Annotated in this window: 10 protein-coding genes; 5 read left to right on the forward strand and 5 right to left on the reverse strand. The window is 69.9% G+C overall.

Features of this window, described 5'->3' with window-relative positions; genetic code table 11:
• Positions 1 to 30: 30 nt before the first annotated feature.
• The 3 genes from glpK to AB0D85_RS11285 form a co-directional block, all read right to left on the reverse strand.
• Positions 31 to 1569 carry a glycerol kinase GlpK gene (glpK, locus tag AB0D85_RS11275; RefSeq protein WP_362317139.1) on the reverse strand — a complete coding sequence of 513 codons (1539 nt, stop codon included), beginning with the start codon at positions 1567 to 1569 and terminating at the stop codon, positions 31 to 33.
• Between the two features lie 75 nt (positions 1570 to 1644).
• Positions 1645 to 2439, reverse strand: a complete 795-nt coding sequence (locus AB0D85_RS11280) for an MIP/aquaporin family protein (protein WP_362317143.1) — start codon at positions 2437 to 2439, stop codon at positions 1645 to 1647.
• Between the two features lie 397 nt (positions 2440 to 2836).
• Positions 2837 to 3601: an IclR family transcriptional regulator gene (locus tag AB0D85_RS11285; RefSeq protein WP_362317147.1), complete on the reverse strand. Its 765-nt coding sequence runs from the start codon at positions 3599 to 3601 to the stop codon at positions 2837 to 2839.
• A 359-nt stretch (positions 3602 to 3960) separates the two neighbouring features.
• Here AB0D85_RS11285 and metH point away from each other — a divergent pair, with 359 nt between their 5' ends.
• From metH to AB0D85_RS11300, 3 genes are all read left to right on the forward strand, one after another.
• On the forward strand, positions 3961 to 7476 hold the full coding sequence (gene metH, locus AB0D85_RS11290; RefSeq protein ID WP_362317150.1) for a methionine synthase: 3516 nt from the start codon (positions 3961 to 3963) through the stop codon (positions 7474 to 7476).
• Between the two features lie 127 nt (positions 7477 to 7603).
• Positions 7604 to 8305 (forward strand): HAD family phosphatase, encoded by a 702-nt coding sequence (locus AB0D85_RS11295; RefSeq protein ID WP_362317153.1) that lies wholly within the window; start codon positions 7604 to 7606, stop codon positions 8303 to 8305.
• A 422-nt stretch (positions 8306 to 8727) separates the two neighbouring features.
• Positions 8728 to 10332, forward strand: a complete 1605-nt coding sequence (locus AB0D85_RS11300) for an ABC transporter substrate-binding protein (RefSeq protein WP_362317156.1) — start codon at positions 8728 to 8730, stop codon at positions 10330 to 10332.
• 84 nt (positions 10333 to 10416) lie between these two features.
• Here the strand turns inward: AB0D85_RS11300 and AB0D85_RS11305 are convergent, their stop codons facing one another.
• Both AB0D85_RS11305 and AB0D85_RS11310 read right to left on the reverse strand, forming a co-directional pair.
• Positions 10417 to 11088, reverse strand: coding sequence for a response regulator transcription factor (locus AB0D85_RS11305; RefSeq protein WP_030608351.1), 672 nt, complete (start codon positions 11086 to 11088; stop codon positions 10417 to 10419).
• A gap of 16 nt (positions 11089 to 11104) precedes the next feature.
• A complete protein-coding gene (locus tag AB0D85_RS11310) occupies positions 11105 to 12046 on the reverse strand; it encodes a RecB family exonuclease (protein ID WP_362317159.1) in 942 nt (313 codons plus the stop codon).
• A gap of 140 nt (positions 12047 to 12186) precedes the next feature.
• Here AB0D85_RS11310 and AB0D85_RS11315 point away from each other — a divergent pair, with 140 nt between their 5' ends.
• Both AB0D85_RS11315 and AB0D85_RS11320 read left to right on the forward strand, forming a co-directional pair.
• The gene (locus tag AB0D85_RS11315) at positions 12187 to 13878 is read left to right on the forward strand and encodes a site-2 protease family protein (RefSeq protein WP_362317162.1); all 1692 of its coding nucleotides are present in this window, start codon (positions 12187 to 12189) and stop codon (positions 13876 to 13878) included.
• 137 nt (positions 13879 to 14015) lie between these two features.
• The gene (locus AB0D85_RS11320) at positions 14016 to 14918 is read left to right on the forward strand and encodes a tRNA (adenine-N1)-methyltransferase (RefSeq protein WP_089103073.1); all 903 of its coding nucleotides are present in this window, start codon (positions 14016 to 14018) and stop codon (positions 14916 to 14918) included.
• Positions 14919 to 14997: the final 79 nt, after the last annotated feature.

Raw genomic sequence — 14997 nt, forward strand, 5'->3', positions numbered from 1 at the left:
CCTCGTCAGAGCTGGTGAGCTCTCTTCGGCTCAGCTCTCGTCGTCGATCCAGCCCATGGTCCGGTCGACGGCCTTGAGCCAGTTCTTGTACTCACGGTCGCGGGTCTCCGCGTCCATGCGGGGGGTCCACTCGGCGGCCCGGCGCCAGTTGGCGCGCAGTTCGTCGGTGCCGGACCAGAAGCCGACGGCGAGACCGGCGGCGTAGGCGGCGCCGAGGCAGGTGGTCTCGGCGACCATCGGGCGCACCACGGGTGCGTCGAGGACGTCGGCGAGCTGCTGCATCAGCAGGTTGTTGGCGGTCATGCCACCGTCGACCTTGAGGGCCACCAGCTCGTCGCCGGAGTCCTTCACCATGGCGTCCGCGATCTCGCGGGTCTGCCAGGCGGTGGCCTCCAGGACGGCGCGGGCCAGGTGCGCCTTGGTGACGTACCGGGTCAGGCCGGCGATGACACCGCGGGCGTCGGAGCGCCAGTGCGGGGCGAACAGGCCGGAGAAGGCCGGCACGAAGTACGCGCCGCCGTTGTCCTCGACCGAGAGCGCGAGCGTCTCGATCTCGGCCGCGGTCGAGATCAGGCCCATCTGGTCGCGCATCCACTGCACCAGCGAACCGGTGACGGCGATCGAGCCCTCCAGCGCGAACACGGTCGGCTGGTCGCCGATCTTGTAGCCGACGGTGGTCAGCAGGCCCGCGTAGGAGTTGATGATCTTGTCACCGGTGTTCATCACCATGAAGGTGCCGGTGCCGTAGGTGGACTTGACCTCGCCCTCGGCGAAGCAGCACTGGCCGAACAGGGCCGCCTGCTGGTCGCCGAGCGCGGAGGCGACGGGGATGCCGCCGAGCAGGTCGCCGAGCCTGCCGCCGGTGACCTCGCCGTAGACCTCCGCGGAGGAGCGGATCTCGGGCAGGATCTGCAGCGGCACGCCGATGGACTCGGCGATCTTGTCGTCCCACTGCATGGTGTGCAGGTTCATCAGCAGGGTGCGGGACGCGTTGGTCACGTCGGTGACGTGCTTGCCGCCGTTGACGCCACCGGTCAGGTTCCAGATGACCCAGGTGTCCATGGTGCCGAAGAGGATGTCGCCCGCCTCGGCGCGCTCCTTGAGGCCGTCGACGTTGTCGAGCAGCCAGCGGGCCTTGGGGCCGGCGAAGTACGAGGCCAGCGGCAGGCCGGTCTCGCGGCGGAAGCGGTCCTGGCCGACGTTGCGCCCGAGCTCCTTGCAGAGGGCGTCGGTGCGGGTGTCCTGCCAGACGATCGCGTTGTGGACGGGCTCACCGGTGTTCTTGTCCCACAGCACGGTGGTCTCGCGCTGGTTGGTGATGCCGATGGCCTTGATGTCGTCACGGGTGATGCCGGCCTTCTGGATGGCTCCGGCGACGACTTCCTGGACGTTGGTCCAGATCTCGTTGGCGTTGTGCTCGACCCAGCCCGGCTTGGGGAAGATCTGCTCGTGCTCCTTCTGGTCGACGGAGACGATCCGGCCGTCCTTGTCGAAGACGATGCAGCGGCTGGAGGTCGTGCCCTGGTCGATCGCGGCGATGAAGGGGCCTGCGGTGTGGGCGTCGGTCACTGTGTGCTCCTCGAAGTTCCTGGTGTTGGGGCTGAACGTACGGCGCGTGTCGGCTTTTTCGGCGGAGGTTGCTTCTTAAGCGAAGGCGACGTTGTAGATGCCTGCGGCGATGGCGGCGCCGATCAGCGGACCGACCACCGGGATCCAGGCATAGCTCCAGTCGGAACCGCCCTTGTTGGGCAGGGGGAGGAGGGCGTGCACGATGCGCGGACCGAGGTCACGGGCCGGGTTGATCGCGTAACCCGTCGGGCCGCCGAGCGACAGACCGATCGAGACGACCACGAGCGAGGTGATCAGGGCGCCCAGGGTGCCCAGACCGTTGCCCTTGTCGTTCAGGCCCTGGGTGAGGACGGCGAGCACCAGCACGATGGTGCCGATGATCTCCGTGGCGAGGTTCTGCACCGCGTTGCGGATCTCCGGGCCGGTGGAGAAGATGCCGAGGACCGGGCCGGCGCCCTTCTCCTGGGCCTCGACGGCCTTGGCCGCCGTGGCCTGCGCACCCGGACCACCGACGATCTCCTTGTCGGTGAGGTGCGCGTGGAACTGGCCGTAGTACGCCAGCCAGACCAGGGTGGCGCCGATCATGGCGCCGAGCAGCTGACCGCCCCAGTACTCGGGGAGGGTGCTGAAGTCGTGGTTCTTGATCGCGAGTGCGAGCGTCACGGCCGGGTTCAGATGGGCACCGGAGAGCGGCGCCGAGGTGTAAACGGCCGTCAGAACGGCGAAACCCCACCCGAAGGTGATGGCGAGCCAACCGGCGTTACGGGCCTTGGAGGCCTTGAGCGTAACGGCGGCGCAGACGCCACCGCCGAGCAGGATGAGTATGGCGGTACCGATGGTCTCGCCGATGAAGATGTCGGAGCTGGACACCCGCGACTCCTTTGTCCTTCGTCCAGGGGACCGAACCCCGGGTCCCTCCGGGAGTTCGAGCTGCCCTCGGGGGTGAGAGCGATACCGGCCCTTGGCACTGTCACACTCTAACGCGTATTGCCGGTAGGTGTTCGACAATGTCGACCGATGGACGGGAGTCTTGCTCCGGCGTTACGCGTGCGTCAAGAGTTCTGTTATCGAAAACGCGATCGTTATTGATTGCTGTGGGTTATCGATCCGCGGGCCGGTCGTGCCCGGTCGCGCCGAGGTTCGGCGGCCGCTCGCGGCCCCGGGGTCCTGAGCTGCGACTTTGTCCCGCTTTGCCCGTCTCGGGGTATGGCTGAGGCCGGTCCGCCGACATGCGGACCGGCCTCGGTCGTCGATCAGTGGCGCGGGGTCAGAACCGCCCGGCGCCCAGGTCCCGCGACACCGCGCGGGCGCAGTCCCGTACCGCGGCGATCAGCTCGGGCCGCAGCTCCCCGTCCCGGCACAGCCGCTCCACCGCGCCCGTGATGCCCACCGCGCCCACCGGCATGCGCCGCCGGTCGTGGATCGGCGCCGCGACGGAGGCCACACCCAGCCAGGTCTCCTCCACGTCGGCCGCGTACCCACGCGCGCGCGTGAAGTCGAGGATGTGCTCGAAGGCGTCCGGATCGCAGGTCGTGCGGTCCGTGAAGGGTTTGCGGTCCGCCTCCAGGGCCTCGCTGTGCGCCACCGGGTCGTACGCCGACAGCACCTTGCCCAGGGCCGTGGAGTGCAGCGGCTGCATCGCCCCGATCTCCAGCACCTGCCGGCTGTCGTCGGGCCGGAAGACGTGGTGCACGATCAGCACGCCCTGCTGATGGAGAACGCCCAGGTAGACGCTCTCCCCGCTGGAGCGGGCCAGGTCGTCCGTCCACACCAGCGCCCGTGCCCGCAGTTCGTGGACGTCCAGGTAGGTGGTGCCGAGCCGGAGCAGCTCGGCGCCCAGCTGATAGCGCCCGGAGGCGTCGTCCTGCTCGACGAACCCCTCCTGCTGGAGGGTGCGCAGGATGCCGTGCGCGGTGCCCTTGGCGAGTCCCAGTGACGAGGCGATGTCGGACAGGCCGAGCCGTCGCTCGCCGCCCGCGAGCAGCCGCAGCATCGCGGCCGCCCGTTCGAGCGACTGGATGTTCCGTGCCATCGCCGTCCTGCCTCCGTCCTCCGACCTTCACCGAACGATCGCCGTAACCATCGTTCGGCAATGTCGAACACTACCGGTCCATGTCGACTCTCCGCTAATGGTCGGTCGACACCTGTTACATCACGCGTGGCCCGGGCTTGGGTGCCCGGCCACACTCGTCCGCCCCGCACCATGGCCGGTAAGCGACCAGGACACCAGGGCCCGCGACATACTCCCGCACCGGCCGACTCACTCGTCCGCCACATGGACGCCCTGCCCATCCAAGCCGACACCCGGTTAGGCTGACGCAGTGCGTCCGTGCCCGGGCCCGCCCGGGAGGACCGCATAGCCGACAGCCGTCGCATCCAAGGGAGCCCTTCATGGCCTCGTCGCAGCCGTCCCCTTCCGCCGACAGCCGGACCCGCGTGTCCGCGCTCCGAGAGGCGCTCGCCACCCGTGTGGTGGTCGCCGACGGAGCCATGGGCACCATGCTGCAGGCACAGGACCCGACCCTGGAGGACTTCGAGAACCTCGAGGGCTGCAACGAGATCCTCAACCTCACCCGCCCCGACATCGTCCGCTCCGTCCACGAGGCGTACTTCGCCGTGGGCGTCGACTGCGTCGAGACCAACACCTTCGGGGCCAACACCGCGGCCATGGCGGAGTACGACATCGCCGACCGCGTCCACGAACTGTCCGAGGCCGGCGCCCGCATCGCCCGCGAGGTCGCCGACGAGTACACCGCGGGCGACGGCCGGCAGCGCTGGGTCCTCGGCTCCATCGGCCCCGGCACCAAGCTGCCCACCCTCGGCCATGTGCCGTATGTCACCCTCCGGGACGGCTTCCAGCAGAACGCCGAGGGCCTGCTCGCCGGCGGCGCCGACGCCCTGATCGTCGAGACCACCCAGGACCTCCTGCAGACCAAGGCCTCCGTCCTCGGCGCCCGCCGTGCCATGGAAGCCCTCGGCGCCGAGGTCCCGCTCCTTGTCTCCATGGCCTTCGAGACCACCGGCACCATGCTCCTCGGTTCCGAGATCGGCGCCGCGCTGACGGCCCTGGAGCCGCTCGGCATCGACATGATCGGCCTGAACTGCTCCACGGGCCCCGCCGAGATGAGCGAGCACCTGCGCTACCTCACCCGGCACTCCCGGATCCCGCTGCTGTGCATGCCGAACGCCGGCCTGCCCGTCCTCACCAAGGACGGCGCCCACTTCCCGCTCGGCCCCGAGGGCCTGGCCGAGGCCCAGGACAACTTCGTCCGCGACTACGGCCTCTCGCTCATCGGCGGCTGCTGCGGCACCACCCCCGAGCACCTGCGCCAGGTCGTCGAGAAGGTCAGGGGCGTCACCCCGCCCGAGCGCAGCCCGCGCCCCGAGCCCGGCGCCGCCTCCCTCTACCAGACCGTCCCGTTCCGCCAGGACACCTCGTACCTGGCCATCGGCGAGCGCACCAACGCCAACGGTTCCAAGAAGTTCCGCGAGGCCATGCTGGCGGCCCGCTGGGACGACTGTGTGGAGATGGCCCGCGAGCAGATCCGCGAGGGCGCCCACATGCTGGACCTCTGCGTGGACTACGTCGGCCGCAACGGCGTCGCCGACATGGAGGAACTGGCCGGCCGCTTCGCCACCGCCTCCACCCTGCCGATCGTCCTCGACTCCACCGAGGTCGACGTCATCCAGGCCGGCCTGGAGAAGCTCGGCGGCCGCGCGGTCATCAACTCCGTCAACTACGAGGACGGCGACGGCCCCGAGTCCCGCTTCGCGAAGGTCACCAAGCTGGCGCGCGAGCACGGCGCCGCGCTGATCGCGCTGACCATCGACGAGGAGGGCCAGGCCCGCACCCCCGAGCACAAGGTCGCCATCGCCGAACGGCTGATCGACGACCTGACCGGGAACTGGGGCATCCACGAGTCGGACATCCTCATCGACACCCTGACCTTCACCATCTGTACCGGCCAGGAGGAGTCCCGCAAGGACGGCATCGCCACCATCGAGGCGATCCGCGAACTCAAGCGCCGCCACCCGGACGTCCAGACCACCCTCGGCCTGTCCAACATCTCCTTCGGCCTCAACCCGGCCGCCCGCATCCTGCTGAACTCCGTCTTCCTCGACGAATGCGTCAAGGCGGGCCTGGACTCGGCGATCGTGCACGCCTCGAAGATCCTGCCGATCGCCCGCTTCAGCGAGGAGGAGGTGCGGACCGCCCTCGACCTCATCCACGACCGCCGCGCCGAGGGGTACGACCCCCTCCAGAAGCTCATGCAGCTCTTCGAGGGCGCCACCGCCAAGTCCCTCAAGGCAGGCAAGGCCGAGGAACTGGCCGCCCTCCCGCTGGAGGAGCGCCTCAAGCGCCGCATCATCGACGGCGAGAAGAACGGCCTGGAGGCCGACCTCGACGAGGCCCTGACCACCCGCGCCGCCCTCGACATCGTCAACGAGACCCTCCTGGACGGCATGAAGGTCGTCGGCGAACTGTTCGGCTCCGGCCAGATGCAGCTGCCGTTCGTCCTCCAGTCCGCCGAGGTCATGAAGGCCGCCGTCGCCCACCTCGAACCGCACATGGAGAAGTCGGACGCCGAGGGCAAGGGCACGATCGTGCTGGCCACCGTCCGCGGCGACGTGCACGACATCGGCAAGAACCTCGTCGACATCATCCTGTCCAACAACGGCTACAACGTCGTCAACCTCGGCATCAAGCAGCCCGTCTCCGCGATCCTGGAGGCCGCCGACGAGCACCGGGCCGACGTCATCGGCATGTCCGGACTGCTGGTCAAGTCCACGGTGATCATGAAGGAGAACCTGGAGGAGCTCAACCAGCGCGGCCTCGCGGCCTCCTACCCGGTCATCCTCGGCGGTGCCGCCCTCACCCGCGCCTATGTCGAGCAGGACCTGCACGAGCTCTACGAGGGCGAGGTCCGCTACGCCCGCGACGCCTTCGAGGGCCTGCGCCTCATGGACGCCCTCATCGGCGTCAAGCGCGGGGTGCCCGGCGCCGTCCTGCCGGAGCTGAAGCAGCGCCGGGTCCGGCAGACCGCCACCGTCGAGGCCGAGGAGCGGCCGGAGGAGGGCCACGTCCGCTCCGATGTCGCCGTCGACAACCCGGTGCCCACCCCGCCGTTCTGGGACACCCGCGTCATCAAGGGCATCCAGCTCAAGGAGTACGCCGGCTGGCTCGACGAGGGCGCCCTCTTCAAGGGGCAGTGGGGCCTCAAGCAGGCCCGCACCGGCGAGGGACCGTCGTACGAGGAACTCGTCGAGACCGAGGGCCGCCCCCGGCTGCGCGGCCTCCTCGACCGGCTCCAGACGGAGAACCTGCTCGAAGCGGCCGTGGTCTACGGCTACTTCCCCTGCGTCTCCAAGGACGACGACCTGATCATCCTGGACGACCAGGGCAACGAGCGCACCCGGTTCACCTTCCCCCGCCAGCGCCGCGGCCGCCGGCTGTGCCTCGCCGACTTCTTCCGCCCGGAGGAGTCGGGGGAGACCGACGTCGTCGGCCTCCAGGTCGTCACCGTCGGCTCCCGCATCGGCGAGGAGACCGCCAAGCTGTTCGAGGCCAACTCCTACCGCGACTACCTCGAACTGCACGGCCTGTCCGTCCAACTGGCCGAGGCCCTCGCCGAGTACTGGCACGCGCGCGTGCGCTCCGAACTCGGCTTCGCCGGCGAGGACCCGGCCGACGTCGAGGACATGTTCGCCCTGAAGTACCGGGGCGCCCGCTTCTCCCTCGGCTACGGCGCCTGCCCCGACCTGGAGGACCGCGCCAAGATCGCCGACCTGCTCCGGCCCGAGCGGATCGGCGTCCAGCTGTCCGAGGAGTTCCAGCTGCACCCCGAGCAGTCCACCGACGCGATCGTCATCCACCACCCGGAGGCGAAGTACTTCAACGCCCGGTGAGCCGTGCGGCACGCCGAGACGCGTGCCACACAGCGCACTGATCGGATAAGTCGTACACTGGTCGGTCCACAGCAGGCCGGTTCCCCGCATGGGAACCGGCCTGATCGTCCCTCAAGGAGGTACGTGGATGACCAGCACGGTCCCCGCGCTCGGAACCCGGACGGCCGAAGGCTCTGCCCTTCAAGCCGTGCTCCTCGACATGGACGGCACCCTGGTGGACACCGAGGGCTTCTGGTGGGACGTCGAGGTCGAGATCTTCGCCCGCCTCGGCCACACCCTCGACGACTCCTGGCGCCATGTCGTGGTCGGCGGCCCCATGACCCGCAGCGCCGGGTTCCTCATCGAGGCCACCGGCGCCGCCATCACGCTCGCCGAACTCAGCGTCCTGCTCAACGAGGGCTTCGAGGAGCGCATCGGCAGCGGCCTGCCGCTGATGCCGGGCGCGCAGCGGCTGCTCGCCGAGCTCTACGAGCAGCAGATCCCCACCGCCCTGGTCTCCGCCTCGCACCGGCGCATCATCGACCGTGTCCTGGCCCGGCTGGGCCCCCGGCACTTCGGCCTGTCCGTCGCCGGCGACGAGGTCCTGCGCACCAAGCCGCACCCGGACCCGTATCTGCTCGCCGCCGCCGGCCTGGGAGTGGATCCGGCCAGATGCGCGGTCGTCGAGGACACCGCGACCGGCGTCGCCGCCGCCGAGGCCGCCGGCTGCCAGGTGGTCGCGGTACCCTCCGTCGCGCCCATCGCCCCGGCCGAGCGGCGCACCGTGGTCACCTCGCTGGAAGAGGTCGACCTGGCATTTCTGCGCGGACTGATGACAGAAATGCGCTAGCCGTTCACCCAGTGTGCAAAGACATTGGACGAAAACACGACCGAATCATTCAACGGAATTCGCAACTGTTCAACCGGCTGAATTCCGGTACCCACCCCCGAGTCATGCACGTGTGATGTTCCCCACGTGCACGAGGGTCGACAACGTTGCCGAGGTGTGCCGCCCACCCCCGATCGGGGGGAATCGAGGTGACCTTGTGTCCCGATTGGGGAGACGCTGCACTAATCCTGCCGCTGTCGGGTTTTCGGTCTGTCCGCAGCCGGTTCCACTGCGTGATGGGGCCCCAACTCACGCTCCCGTGAACCCTCCTGCGGGCGCCGACTAATCTCGTCGCGAGAACATCGCCGCAACTCCCGTGATCCGCATCGACACCCCATGTATGACGGATACACGGACACGAACAGTTCTGGAGAACTTCGAGCATGAACCGCAAGACTTTGGTGCTGCCGGCCGTGGTCGGCCTGCTCACTCCGGTTCTCGCCGCCTGCGGCGGATCCGGCAGTGGGAGCAGCAGCAGCGACGCGATCGTCGTCGGCACCACCGACCGGTTCACCGCCACGAAGGACGCTCCGGCGCCGGTCGACCCCGCCTACTCCTACGACGTCGGCGGCTGGAACATCCTGCGCCAGACCGTGCAGACCCTCATGTCCCAGCCCAAGGGCGAGGGCGACCCGGTACCCGACGCGGCCGAGAGCTGCTCCTTCACCGACAGCGGCAGCGAGCGCTACGCCTGCAAGCTGCGCGAGGGCCTGAAGTTCTCCGACGGCAACGCCGTCACCGCCGCGGACGTCAAGTGGTCCATCGAGCGCGCCCTGCGCATCAAGGCCGACACCGGCGTCTACGCCCTCCTCTCGGACATCGACACCATCGAGACCCAGGGCGACCGCGAGGTCATCTTCCACCTCAACAACGCCGACGCCACCTTCCCGTACAAGCTGTCCACTCCGGTCGCGGGCATCGTGAACCCGAAGGACTACGAGAAGGGCAAGCTCCGCGACGGCTTCGGCATAGACGGCTCCGGCCCCTACACCTTCAAGGCCGACGTCAAGGACAACGCGATCGTCTCCGCCACCTTCACCAAGAACCCCAACTACAAGGGCAGCGTGAAGGTCAACAACGAGCAGGTCGTCCTGCGCTCCTACGACGACGCCGACGCCATGGGCAAGGCGATCGACAGCGGCGACATCGACGTCATGACCCGCACCATGTCGCCCGCGCAGATCAACAAGCTCGACACCGGTGCCGACGCCAACGTCGACCTCGTCGAGATGGCCGGCCTCGAGATCCGCTACCTCGGCTTCAACACCGACGCGCCCACGGTCAAGTCCAAGGCCGTCCGCCAGGCCATGGCCCAGCTCATCGACCGCGCCTCCCTGATCGCCAAGGTGTACGGCTCCCAGGCCGATCCGCTGTACTCGCTGGTCCCGGCCTCCGTGACCGGCCACTCCAACTCCTTCTTCAACAAGTACGGCGACCCCAGCGTCTCCAAGGCCAAGGCCCTGCTGACCGCGGCCAACATCACCACCCCGGTGAAGCTGACCCTGCACTACACGACCGACCACTACGGCCCGGCCACCAAGCAGGAGTTCGAGGTCCTCCAGAAGCAGCTCAACGGCAGCGGCCTGTTCGACGTCAGCATCGCGGGCACCACCTGGGACAAGTACCAGACGGCCGAACGCAAGGGCGAGTACGACGTCTACGGCATGGGCTGGTTCCCCGACTTCCCGGACGCCGACAACTTCCTCGCGCCGTTCCTCGACAAGGACAACTTCCTCAAGTCGCCCTACCTCAACAGCAGGATCATCAACAAGCTGATCCCGGACTCCCGCCGCGAGGCCGACCGGGCCAGCGCCACCGGCAGCCTCACCGAGATCCAGGACACCGTCGCCGAAGACGTCCCGGTGCTGCCGCTGTGGCAGGGCAAGCAGTACGTCGCCGCCCGCACCAACATCACGGGCGTCGCCTACGCCATCAACTCCTCCGCCAGCCTCCAGCTGTGGGAGCTCGGCCGCGGCTCCAGCAACTGACACCCGGTCATACGACGTGAAGGGGCCCCTCTCCGACCGGAGAGGGGCCCCTTCACGTCGTACCGCGTGCCGCCCGTGCGCGCCCTACTGCGCGCCGGGACGCACCAGACCGCTCTCGTACGCGTACACCGCCGCCTGCACCCGGTCCCGCAGCCCCAGCTTCGTCAGCACATGCCCCACATGCGTCTTCACCGTGGTCTCGCTGACGAACAGGTCCGCCGCGATCTCCGCGTTCGACAACCCCCGCGCCACCAGCTTCAGCACCTCCACCTCACGGTCGGTGAGCGTGTGCAGGGTGTCCGGCACCGGCTCCTCGCCGGACGGCAGATGCGTCGCGTACTTGTCCAGCAGCCGGCGCGTGATGCTCGGCGCCAGCATCGCCTCGCCGTTCGCCACCACCCGGATCGCCTGCACCAGCTCGTTCGCCGGGGCGTCCTTCAGCAGGAAACCGCTGGCCCCCGCGCGCAGCGCCTCCACCACGTACTCGTCCAGATCGAACGTGGTCAGCACCAGCACCTTCGCCGGACCGTCCCGGCCGGGCCCGGTGATCTGCCGGGTCGCCTCCACACCGTCCATCCGCGGCATCCGGATGTCCATCAGCACGACATCCGGCTGGAGGGCGCGCACCTGGTCGAGGGCCTGCAGGCCGTCTCCGGCCTCGCCCACGACCGCGATGTCCTGCTCGGCCTCCAGAATCATCCGGAACCCGGTTCGCAGCAGCGGCTGGTCGTCGACCAGTAGGACGCGGATGGCCACGGTGAGTCTCCTTCTGCTAGTCCGGGCCCATTCTGCCCTGCACCGGGTCCTGCGGGTCGGCCGACCTCACCGGCAGCGGGTACGGCGGGGGAGTGCCGCCGAACTCCGGGCAGTGCGCCTGGTGGTCGCACCAGCCGCACAGCTTCGTCGGACGCGGCCGCCACTCACCCGACTCCGTGGCCTCCCGGATCGCCTCCCACAACGCGAGCAGCTTGCGCTCCACCCGCTGGAGATCGGCGAGGACCGGGTCGTACGTCAGCACATCACCACTGCCGAGATACACCAGCTGCAGCCGCCTCGGCACCACGTTCTTGAGCCGCCAGACCACCAACGCGTAGAACTTCATCTGGAACAGCGCGCCCTCGGCGTACTCCGGCCGCGGCGCCTTGCCCGTCTTGTAGTCGACGATCCGCACCTCACCCGTCGCCGCCACGTCGACCCGGTCGATGATCCCGCGCAGCCGCAGCCCCGAGTCCAACTCGGTCTCCACGAACAGCTCCCGCTCCACCGGCTCCAGCCGGGACGGATCCTCCAGCGTGAACCAGCGCTCCACGAGCTGCTCCGCCTCACCCAGCCAGCGCGCCAGCCGCTCGCCCTGCGGATCGTCCGCGAACAGCCCGCCGATCTCCGGCCGGCTCTCCCGCAGCCGGTCCCACTGCCCCGGAATCAGCGACTTGGCCCGCGGCGCCGTCCGCTCCGCCGCGGGTGCGTCGAACAGCCGCTCAAGGACCGCGTGCACCAGAGTCCCTCTGGTCGCCGCCTCGCTCGGCTTCTCCGGCAGCCGGTCGATCACCCGGAACCGGTACAGCAACGGACACTGCATGAAGTCACTGGCCCGCGACGGCGACAGCGACGCGGGCGGCCTCGCCGCCGTCACCTCCGCCGCCGTGACCGGCTCTTCCCCCTGCGTGACGCCCGCGCCCCGAGCCTGCGCGGCGTCCTCGATGCTGCTGTCCATGACCACAGACCATACGGCCCGCCACTGACAGTCACCCAACCCGCACGGCGGCCGGGACAACACAAGGGGTGCCGGGGCGAAACGCGTCACGACGGCCGCATACCATCGACCACAGACGACGTTTCTAACGAGGGGACACCGTGGACGTGAGCGGCGGGAGCGGGCAGCCCCGGTCGGACAACGCCGAACCGACCGAACACCCCGCAGGTCCTACGGCCCCGACCCCCGACGGAGGCCCGGACCCCACCGACACCCGCGCCGAAGTCCCCACCGAGCCCGGGAAACCGCAACAGCACACACCCGACGACACCCCCACCCCCGAACCCACCACAGACACCCCCGCGGAGCCGCCGGCCGGTACTCCCTCGGCTGCCGGCGAAGGGCATCGGGAGGCGGCCCCCGAGCCGGCGCCGGCTCCGGAACCGGGCCCCGAGCCGTCCGTCGGTACTCCCTCGGCCGCCGCCGAAGCGCACCCGGAGCCGGCCTCCGAAACCACCCCGGCCGCGGAGCCGGGCCCGCGGACGACCGCCGACGCCTCCTCGGCCCCCGGCGCCCGCCCTACCCCCGTCCCGCTCGCCGAGGCCCGCAAGGACTCTCCCGTCGGGGCCCCCGGCGAAGGCGACGGGCGGGGGCGCGCGCAGTCCGGGATGGCCAAGGGGCAGCCGCCGCAGCGGCCCAAGGAGCCCGGGGGCGGGCTGCTCATGGGGCGGCCCTTCGGCGTGCCCGTGTACGTCGCCCCCAGCTGGTTCCTCGTCGCCGCACTGATCACCTGGGTCTTCGGCGGCCAGCTCGACCGCGTACTGCCCGAACTCGGCGCCGCCCGCTACCTCGTCTCCCTCTTCTTCGCCGTCGCCTTCTACGCCTCCGTCCTGGTCCACGAACTGGCCCACACGGTCGCCGCGATCCGCTTCAACCTCCCCGTCCGCCGCATCCAGCTCCAGTTCTTCGGGGGCGTCTCCGAGATCGAGAAAGAAGCCGAGACCCCCGGACGGGAGTTCGTGCTGGCCTTCGTCGGCCCCCTGCTCTCCCTCGTCCTCGCCGGCATCTTCTACCTCGCCATGCAGCCCGTCCGGCCCGGCACCGTCCCCGGCGTCCTGCTGGCCGGCCTGATGGTCTCCAACCTCATCGTCGCCGCCTTCAACCTCCTGCCCGGCCTCCCCCTCGACGGCGGACGCATGCTCCGCGCCGTCGTCTGGAAGATCACCGGCAGGCCCATGAGCGGCACCATCGCCGCCGCCTGGGTCGGCCGCGCCCTCGCCATCTCCGTCCTCGTCGGCCTCCCGCTCCTCAACCAGTCCGGCGCCTTCGGAGGCGGCGGCCAGGACATCAACGGCATGGACACCGTCACCGACGCCCTGCTCGCCGCCATCCTCGCCGCGATCATCTGGACCGGCGCCGGCAACAGCCTCCGCATGGCCCGCCTGCGCGAACACCTCCCCGAACTGCGCGCCCGCACCCTCACCCGCCGCGCCGTCCCCGTCGAGACCGACACCCCCCTCTCCGAAGCCCTGCGCCGCGCCAACGCCGCCGGCGCCCGCGCCCTCGTCGTCGTCGACGCCGACGGCAACCCCCTCTCCCTGGTCCGCGAGGCCGCCATCGTCGGCGTACCCGAACACCGCCGCCCCTGGGTCGCCGTCAGCGGCCTCGCCCAGGACCTCACCGACGGCATGCGCGTCTCGGCAGAGCTGGCGGGCGAGGACCTCTTGGACGTCCTGCGCGCCACCCCGGCCACCGAATACCTGGTGGTGGAGGAGACGGGCGAGATCTACGGCGTCCTGTCCGCGGCGGACGTGGAACGCGCCTTCGTCAGGGCGATGGCAAGGCCCGCCTGACAACGCCCCGAGGCCGAGCGCCCCGTCAGGGGCGCGGGGAACTGCGCGAGCAACCACAGACGGCCCGCACTGTTCACACGCACCGCACGCCCCCTCCGCCGGTCCGAGCCCCCGCGGGGAACCGGTAGGCTGTTCACATGTCCGAACCGACCGGTGCCGCCCGCAGGCGCGGGCCCTTCAAGGTCGGGGACCAGGTACAGCTGACCGACCCCAAGGGTCGCCACTACACGTTCACGCTCGAAGCCGGGAAGAACTTCCACACCCACAAGGGCTCCTTCCCGCACGACGAACTGATCGGCGCTCCCGAGGGCAGCGTTGTCCGCACCACCGGCAACGTCGCCTACCTCGCGCTGCGCCCCCTGCTCCCCGACTACGTCCTGTCCATGCCCCGCGGGGCAGCCGTCGTCTACCCCAAGGACGCGGGGCAGATCCTCTCCTTCGCCGACATCTTCCCCGGCGCCCGCGTCGTCGAAGCCGGCGTCGGCTCGGGATCGCTCAGCAGCTTCCTGCTGCGCGCCATCGGCGACCAGGGCATGCTGCACAGCTACGAGCGCCGCGCGGACTTCGCCGAGATCGCCCAGCAGAACGTGGAACGCTACTTCGGCGGCCCCCACCCGGCCTGGCAGCTCACCGTCGGCGACCTCCAGGACAACCTGTCGGACACCGACGTCGACCGCGTCATCCTCGACATGCTCGCCCCCTGGGAATGCCTGGAGGCCGTCTCCAAGGCACTCGTCCCCGGCGGCATCCTGTGCTGCTACGTCGCCACCACCACCCAGCTCGCCCGGACCGTCGAGTCCATCCGCGAGATCGGCTGCTTCAACGAGCCGACCTCCTGGGAGACGATGATCCGCAACTGGCACGTCGAAGGCCTCGCGGTCCGCCCCGACCACCGGATGATCGGCCACACCGGCTTCCTGCTCACCGCCCGCCGCCTCGCCGACGGCGTCGAGCCCCCCATGCGCCGCCGACGCCCCGCCAAGGGCGCCTACGGCGAGGACTACGACGGACCCAACGCCGACGGCGGCGCCGGCCGCTGAGCCGCACCCGGCCGCACCCGTCGCCGACCCGCCAACGTACGAGCGCCGCAGCCCAGTTCCCCGGACCCCGCCGGAACTC

This window comes from Streptomyces sp. NPDC048277 (assembly GCF_040652235.1).
GTDB lineage: Bacteria > Actinomycetota > Actinomycetes > Streptomycetales > Streptomycetaceae > Streptomyces.

Bases quoted from the DNA above. Each gene is read 5' to 3' on its own strand.
- AB0D85_RS11310 (WP_362317159.1), bottom strand. From the start codon at position 12,046: ATGGACAGCAGCATCGAGGACGCCGCGCAGGCTCGGGGCGCGGGCGTC.
- AB0D85_RS11320 (WP_089103073.1), top strand. From the start codon at position 14,016: ATGTCCGAACCGACCGGTGCCGCCCGCAGGCGCGGGCCCTTCAAGGTC.
- AB0D85_RS11285 (WP_362317147.1), bottom strand. From the start codon at position 3,601: ATGGCACGGAACATCCAGTCGCTCGAACGGGCGGCCGCGATGCTGCGG.
- metH (WP_362317150.1), top strand. From the start codon at position 3,961: ATGGCCTCGTCGCAGCCGTCCCCTTCCGCCGACAGCCGGACCCGCGTG.
- AB0D85_RS11295 (WP_362317153.1), top strand. From the start codon at position 7,604: ATGACCAGCACGGTCCCCGCGCTCGGAACCCGGACGGCCGAAGGCTCT.
- AB0D85_RS11300 (WP_362317156.1), top strand. From the start codon at position 8,728: ATGAACCGCAAGACTTTGGTGCTGCCGGCCGTGGTCGGCCTGCTCACT.